Raw genomic sequence first — 7651 nt, 5'->3', positions numbered from 1 at the left:
GATTAAGTCGGAACGTTCAGAACTCCGCGAACGGCTCAAGCAAATTCGCGAATTAACTGGCGATAGCCAAGCTGCTGAAACTTTTGTCGCGACTCTCCCAGCACAGAATGAGCCAAATACTTCAGCCCACTTTTTACAAGTCTTCCGTCAAGTCATGACGCTCACTCACGGGGGACATCAGAGTGTCCAAGAGCGACTCATTACCGAAGAGCAAGAATTAATTGCCGCGATTAAACAAAAGGAAATTGAATTTACCGAAATTACCCGCTGTCGCTACATCGCTCGTCCAAAACCACAGGGGCAACCTCATTATGCCAAGGCTGGGAATATTAACTACGCTCTTTTCTCTGGCGAGACTACGGGACAATTTATTCTCACCCTCGATGCCGATCATATTCCCAAACCACAATTTCTTCAGCGAGTTTTACCCTACTTCTATAGTTACAATCTCTCGACGGGTAATTATGATAATAATCGGATTGCCCTAGTCCAAACACCTCAAGATTTTTATAATATCCCCCCTGGCGATCCCTACGGACATCGCGCTCATCTCTTTTATGGGCCGATTCAACAGGGTAAAGATGGTTTAAATTCAGCCTTTTATACAGGTACAAATGCTATCCTCCGCCGCGAAGCTCTAGTTAGTGTGGGGCTAAAATATTTCACCAAAGCAGTCGCCCAAAACAAAAAGCTACTCAAGGATTTTACCCTCATTGGCGGGATGTCGAGTAGCAGCATCACAGAAGATATGAATACCGCCATGCGGTTGCACGGAGCCGGATGGAAATCTGTCTACCATCACGAACTCCTCGCCGAAGGTTTAGCCCCTGACGATCTCGCTTCCACTCTCCAACAGCGGCTCCGCTGGGCGCAGGGGACGATTCAGGTATTAATTCAAGAAAATCCGTGGACTAAACCAGGACTGAGTTTCTGGCAAAGGCTCCAGTATTTTCAGACGATGTATAGCTACTTTTCGGGCTTTGCGACGGTGGTTTTGATTGCATGTCCGATCGTGTTTTTCTTTACAGGGATTACGCCCATTCATACTTATGGCGCAGATTTTATCATCCATTTTGCCCCCGCATTTATTATCAATCGGCTAACTTTTTTGATGGTGACATGGGGGATTCCCGCTGGAGAAGTATGGAGAGCCGAACAATATGCGATCGCGTTATTTCCTCTATTTATTCAAGCAGTATTGAGTGTCTTTACCAAGCGATCGATTAAATTTAAAGTCACACCCAAAGAACGCCAATCGGGAATTTATCTAAATCTAGTTATGCCCCAAATGATTGTTTGTGGTTTGACGATTCTGGGAATACTTTATGCTCTAGTTAGGTTTGCGATGGGTACTTTAACTGAGGTGCCATTATATGTAGTCAATACTGGATGGGCGATTTATAATCTCTTGCTGTTGTCAGTAATTATCCGCGCCGCTGTTTGGCAACCGAAGGAAGGGTAGAGAAGTAGACGAGTGCATACTCTCGCCCAAACTCGTAGATAGAATAGAGATCGTCGGGTTGTGTTTCGCATCCCTGACAATTAATTAATTAGATCCCCTAATTAGATCCCCGACTTCTTGGAGAAGTCGGGGATCTATACCTGACTAGATCGATAATATTATGTGGAAACATCGCTTATCTTCTCTACTCCGAATATTTCCATTTTTTCGAGTTGTTTGGGTACCACTATTCATCATCGGTATAAGTTTGACGATCGCAGTTCATTCTACGCCGACGATCGCCAATCCAGTACCAATAGAAACTAAATCGAATCCTAAAACTTTAAATTCGATATCCCTGGATGGACAATGGAAATTTGCATCCGGTCATCTGCAACCAGATAATGCTTATTTACCCACATATAACGACCGCAATTGGCGATCGATCCAAGTTCCTGGCAATTGGTTCTTACAAGGGCAAGATCTATCTGGAGTTGTTTGGTATCGCCGACATTTTCAGATCGATCGATCTTTAAAAGGTAAAGTTATTCAGCTTGTATTTGACGGCGTTGACTATACTGGTGATGTCTGGCTCAACGGTCATTATTTAGGATTTCATGAGGGCTATTTTCAGCCGTTTAGATTTGTTGTATCTGACAAGCTTAAATATAATGATGATAATGTTTTAGTCGTCAAAGTAAATAGTCCAGTTGAAGAACCTGAAAAAGTCTGGTCTTTGCACAAACGAATTATCAAAGGCGTTTTAAACCATCATGATACCCGTCCCGGTGGTGCATGGTCTATACGCGGACAAGAACAGAATACAGGCGGAATCTGGGCACCTGTATCATTACAAATATCCGATCGAGTCGCAATCACCCAACAGCAAGTAACCCCAGAATTAGATAGTCGCCTGCAAAATGCGATCGCTCATGTCGATCTCACAATCATCAATCCTACGCCCAAACCACAGACAGTAAAATTATTACTTCAACTTCAACCTGCCAATTTTCAGGAGTCGCCAGATTTACCCATAGTTCAGGAACATATTTTAAAGCCAGGTACCAATCAAATCGCTATTAATATCCCCAAAACCGATCCACATTTGTGGTGGACATGGGAACATGGTAACCCAGATTTATATAGGGTAAACACCCAAGTTCTAAGCAAGAATAAATTATTAGATCGATCGAGTACCACTTTCGGCTTTCGCACGATCCGCCTCAATCCGCAATCGCAAGCATGGGAATTAAATGGTCGGCGGATGTTTTTACGTGGTACCAATTATATTGCTTCTCAATGGTTGAGTGAGATGACACGGGAGAAATACTCGATCGATCTCAAACTACTGCAACAAGCAAATATTAATAGTATCCGCGTTCACGCACATATTGAAGCAGCAGAATTTTACCGTTTATGCGATGAGATGGGGTTATTAGTCTGGCAAGATTTCCCGCTGCAATGGGGTTATAGCGATGCCGCCGAATTTGTTACCGAAGCCGAGCGACAGGCGAATGATATGGTGACAATGCTATATAACCATCCCTCAATTTTTACCTGGAGCATTCACAACGAACCGCCGTGGGATGCTACTTGGATGAAAGATAAATATCCCGATTACAATCCCAAACAAAATCGCGCTCTCGACGAGACAATTTACAATAGTCTCCGCTCCCGCGACTCCACCCGCCATCTACATCTCGCCTCAACCGTTAACGAACACCCCTGGTACGGCTGGTATTCAGGAAAATGGCAAGACTATGGCAAACCTACCAAAGAACCCTTAATTACGGAATTTGGAGCGCAGGCGTTACCAAACCGGAGTTCTTTAGATCGAATATTTACCGCAGCCGAACTATTTCCTGATACTCCAGCGAAACTAGAAAAATGGAAATATCATAATTTCCAACCCCATGAGACATTCGACATTGCGAAAGTGCCGATGGGCAAAACCATTGAAGAATTTATCGAAAATACCCAACAATATCAAGCCCAACTGACTCAATTTGCAGCCGAATCTTATCGGAGACAGCGATATCAGCCCGTGAGTGCAATTTTTCAGTTTATGTTTGTCGAAGATTGGCCATCAATTAATTGGGGTGTTGTAGACTATTGGCGACAGGCAAAGCCAGGATATGAAATGCTAAAACGTGCTTATCAACCGATTTTGCCGAGCATCATTTTAATCAAACAACGGTGGAAGGTTGGCGAGTCAATCCCTGTAGAAATATGGCTGATTAACGACTTGTGGAAATCGATGCCTAATTCTAAACTCACATACACATTAAAACGAGTGAATGAGGTTGTTAAACAAGATTCGATCTCGGTCGCTATTACACCAGATAGCGGCAAACAGATCGATAAGCTAAATCTATCGAATTTAGATCGTGGGAATTATAAATTATCAGTTAACGTTACCGACTCACAAGGAAATTTGCTAGGTGAGAACAGCACTAAATTTGATGTAATAAAATCATGATGAATCGATCTCACCGTCTAATAATTACCCTCATAGCGGCATTCTTTCTGGTAATTACTGCTGGAAACTTTGCTCGATTACAAGCCGCACCATCAGCCAAAATTGTCGTAAACCAGGTTGGTTATTTACCAAATAGTCCCAAAGTTGCTTTATTAGTCAACAGCGACACCGCACAGCAAAAAATTGAGTTAGTAGATAGCAGCACCAAAAAAACGGTACAAGTTATTACTCCCACACAGTCAGTTCGCGATCGAGATAGTAACGATCGATTACAAACTATTGACTTTAGCCAGATCGAACAAACTGGTAATTATTTCCTGCGAGCTGGATCGATCGAGTCTTATCCATTTTCGATCGCGTCTAATGTTTATCAGGAGCCAATAATTAAACTACTCCGCTCCTATTATCTCCAACGCTGTGGGGTGGCGATCGACGATCCGGTCACAGGCATTCGCCACGCACCTTGTCATCTTCGGGATGGTTCGCTTGCCCATCAAGACCCCACAGATTTATCTGGGAAAGCAATTCCATCCACTGGCGGCTGGCATGATGCAGGGGATTATGGCAAATATGTCAGCACCACAGCAGTTACCGTGGGGCGACTATTGAGTCTATATGAGAATAACCCCAAAGCATTTCCCGATCGACAATTAACCATTCCCGAAAGCGGTAACGGTATCTCCGACTTGCTCGATGAAATGCGGGTGGGATTGGATTGGATGCGATCCATGCAGCGATCGGATGGGGCAGTTTATCGTAAACTATCCGGTAAAAAGTGGCCGTCGATCGTCGCCCCCGATGAAGATACTCAACCCCGCTTTATCTATGGTATTTCCACCGCAGAGACGGCGAAATTTGCCGCAGCAATGGCGATCGCCGCACGGGTATATGCTCCTTTCCAACCCCAACAATCTACCCTCTATCTGAAGGCAGCTCGACGGGCATGGGATTATCTACAAATGCAATCGGCGATGAAAGTAGATTGGGTAAATGGCGATGATAGCGGTTCGGGTAAATATCTCGCCTCAGAAATCGATACCGAACCGAGCCTAAAAATCGATACAGACGATCGATTGTGGGCAGCAGCAGAACTATTTATTACGACCAAAGAAAGCCAATTCGATCGATATTTTCTCCAACAATTACCCAATTTTGACTACTCTCTATTTGAGTGGAAAGATCCTACGGCTCTGGGAATGTTGAACTATCTAAGTGAGAGCCAAACTCCCCAAGCCAACCAGCTTAAACTAAAGCTCGCTGAGAAAATCCTTCACCGAGCGGATGCACTCGTCAAAAAAGTCACCACAAATGGATATCATCTAGCAAATCATCGATTTATCTGGGGATCGAACAAGATGACAGCTACAGAGGGGCTGACGCTAATATTAGCTTATCGATTGACCGATGGGACTGCCTACCGTCAAGCCGCGATCGACCAAATCGATTATTTACTGGGGCGCAACCCTTTTAACCAGACATTTGTGACTGGCATCGGTACTCATCCAGTTCGGCACGTCAATCATATTTTTGCCCGCGCTCGTAAAATCTCGATTCCTGGTTTATTAGTAGGTGGTGCTAATAGTGGTGCCCAAGATGGGATCGCGCCTAAAAATCGGGGGCTGTTGAGCTATGTGGATGATGAGAAATCTTATGCGACCAATGAATACGCGATCGATTACAACGCCGAGCTAATTGCCCTGATGAGCACGATTGCAAATCAGTAATAAATTCTAAGGCGAGACACCATACTAATCTACCGAGGGGATATGGGTACTCTAAATAGTAACTGGATTTAATGCACTGCCCACTTTCCACGAGGCTCAATTATCTATGTTTGGATTGGTAAATAAAGGCTTGGAAGATATGGTTTGTAGCCAATATGGAGAAGCAACCTGGACAGAAATTAAATCTAAGGCAGAAGTGCAGATCGAAGCATTTATCAGTATGGATGCCTATCCTGATGAGATTACCTATCGACTTGTCGATGCGACTAGTGCTGTCATCAAAATGCCCACAACAGATGTTTTAGAAGCATTTGGAAAATATTGGCTGCTCTTCACTGCGGCAGAAGGATTTGGATCGCTGATGGCAATGGCTGGAGATAATTTCCCTGAATTTCTTCAAAATCTGGACAATCTACATGCTCGTATGGGGCTGAGTTTTCCCGAACTCCAACCACCCAGCTTTCTGTGTTCCCATCTCGAAACAGCATCACTCAAATTACATTACTACTCAGAGCGACCTGGTTTAACCCCGATGGTAGTTGGAATGCTCAAAGGTTTGGGAGAAAAATTCGATACAGATGTCAATATTCAGCTTACTGCTAGTAAAGCACAAGGTAGCGACCATCAGGAATTATCGATCGCCCACAAACCCAAATGTCCCTTCAAACAATTTCTCCATCAAAACAATAACTGATTTTAATTTTAATTCACCATCTTTTTACTAATAGTTATCGACGGGTCATGCGACAATGAGCTTTTTAGGAAACGTCAATATTTCTGAATACACAACGACAGACTTTTCACCACTTCCTGATATCTTTGGTAAGATTTTTCCATTTTATCTCGTCTTAAATGCTCAGTTAGACATTATTCATGTCGGACCTGTCCTCAAACGCTTATATCCCAACATTCTAAGGTCTAAAAAATTTCACGAGCAATTTGAAATTAAACGCCCCAATATAGTAGCCGAATTTAACTCCTTCCGTACCCACACTAGATCGCTATTTTTATTAGAATCTCTACAAAATGGGATGCAACTCAAGGGACAAATAGTTTATGTAGATTATGAAGATGTTATCCTGTTTTTAGGATCGCCGTGGATTACCAATCCGACAACGATGACTGATTTTAATCTCAGAATATCTGACTTTGCCCTTCACGATCCAGTTGCTGATTTTTTGTTTTTGCTTCAAGCCCAAAGTACTTCTTTGACAGATGCAAAAAGATTGGTAGATAAGCTGGCTACACAAAAGATTGAAATTGGTAAGGCATTAATTCAAGAACAGGAATTAAGCGAACTAAAAACTAGATTTATTACTACGGCTTCTCATGAATTTAGGACACCTTTGGGAATTATTTCTTCTTCTACGGGCTTACTTGAAGACTATGACGATCGACTCGATCGACCCAAGAAAATCAAACATTGGCAACGAATTCAATCTGCTGTCAAGCATATGACAACATTATTAGAAGACATTCTCTTAATTTACCAGACAGATGCGGGCAAACTAGAATGCAAGCGATCCTCATTCGATGCGATCGCATTTTGTCATGAACTAGTTGAAGAATTAGAAAATAGTATCAATGCTGAAGGTCGATTCAAATTAACTATAACTCATGCAGACTTAACTATTTCCCTCGAAAACGAACTAACAGTTTGGATGGATAGTAAATTAGTTCGTCAAATTCTGACTAACTTGCTTTCTAATGCGATTAAGTATACTTTAGACGATCGTCACGTTCAGTTTGATGTCAACTTTACCAGTGACACAGTTACCTTTGAAATTGCCGATCGCGGGATCGGAATTTCTGCTGAAGATCGAGTTCGGCTATTTCAATCATTCCACCGTGGTAAAAATGTTAATAATATTCCTGGCACCGGACTAGGTTTATCGATCGTCAAGCGATGTGTAGATCTCCATGGTGGCAATATCGATCTCATCAGCGAAATCGATGTTGGTACGACTTTTATTGTCAATTTACCTTTGAATCAAATGGGATAACTAA

The 7651-nt window shown here is 42.8% G+C and carries 5 protein-coding genes; all 5 read left to right on the top strand.

Annotated features, from left to right (window positions below):
• Nucleotides 1-1462, top strand: a 1462-nt coding sequence (locus tag RMO55_RS17480; protein WP_310428625.1) for a glycosyltransferase family 2 protein, incomplete at its 5' end; no start/stop codon positions are given.
• Nucleotides 1463-1622: 160 nt separating this feature from the next.
• On the top strand, nucleotides 1623-3920 hold the full coding sequence (locus RMO55_RS17475) for a glycosyl hydrolase 2 galactose-binding domain-containing protein (RefSeq protein ID WP_310428623.1): 2298 nt from the start codon (nucleotides 1623-1625) through the stop codon (nucleotides 3918-3920).
• Nucleotides 3917-5644 (top strand): glycoside hydrolase family 9 protein, encoded by a 1728-nt coding sequence (locus RMO55_RS17470; protein WP_310428621.1) that lies wholly within the window; start codon nucleotides 3917-3919, stop codon nucleotides 5642-5644. Before RMO55_RS17475 ends, RMO55_RS17470 begins: the two co-directional genes overlap by 4 nt.
• Nucleotides 5645-5750: 106 nt before the next feature.
• A complete protein-coding gene (locus RMO55_RS17465) occupies nucleotides 5751-6338 on the top strand; it encodes a heme NO-binding domain-containing protein (RefSeq protein ID WP_310428619.1) in 588 nt (195 codons plus the stop codon).
• 55 nt (nucleotides 6339-6393) lie between these two features.
• Nucleotides 6394-7647, top strand: coding sequence for an ATP-binding protein (locus RMO55_RS17460; RefSeq protein WP_310428617.1), 1254 nt, complete (start codon nucleotides 6394-6396; stop codon nucleotides 7645-7647).
• Nucleotides 7648-7651: the final 4 nt, after the last annotated feature.

The sequence above is a fragment of the Chamaesiphon sp. VAR_48_metabat_135_sub genome (assembly GCF_031418915.1).
Lineage (GTDB): Bacteria > Cyanobacteriota > Cyanobacteriia > Cyanobacteriales > Chamaesiphonaceae > Chamaesiphon.
This window is presented reverse-complemented; position numbering and strand designations above follow the sequence as displayed.